The organism is Comamonas sp. GCA5 (assembly GCF_036541385.1).
In the GTDB taxonomy this organism is placed as follows: domain Bacteria; phylum Pseudomonadota; class Gammaproteobacteria; order Burkholderiales; family Burkholderiaceae_C; genus Comamonas; species Comamonas aquatica.
This window is the reverse complement of the sequence record NZ_JAZHFR010000281.1, coordinates 1-240: the sequence shown is the minus strand read 5'-3', so window position 1 is coordinate 240 and position 240 is coordinate 1. Positions and strand designations below refer to the sequence as shown.

At 53.8% G+C, this 240-nt stretch carries 1 protein-coding gene; it reads right to left on the bottom strand.

What is annotated here, in order from left to right; translation table 11 throughout:
- On the bottom strand, positions 1-228 hold a 228-nt coding region (locus tag SJH88_RS19640), incomplete at its 3' end, for a hypothetical protein (RefSeq protein ID WP_274755437.1).
- Between the last annotated feature and the right edge of the window lie 12 nt (positions 229-240).

The window sequence follows — 240 nt, the reverse complement described above, 5'->3', positions numbered from 1 at the left end:
GCACGCGCGATACCTTGAATCCTCGGTGCTTCCCGATGGCCATATGCCAAAAGCGCCGCAGCATGTTGTAGTTAACAAACCCCTTTCCACGCCAAGCCACATGCATATGCAGATGCTCAGGTTCGAGGGATGACGCTCCAACACAGCCACATACTGAAAATCGATGTCAGCTTGACGCAGTAAGCGCACGAAGTAGCCCCACATCGCTTTCCAGTCCTCAGCGGTCATATACGGGGCTTT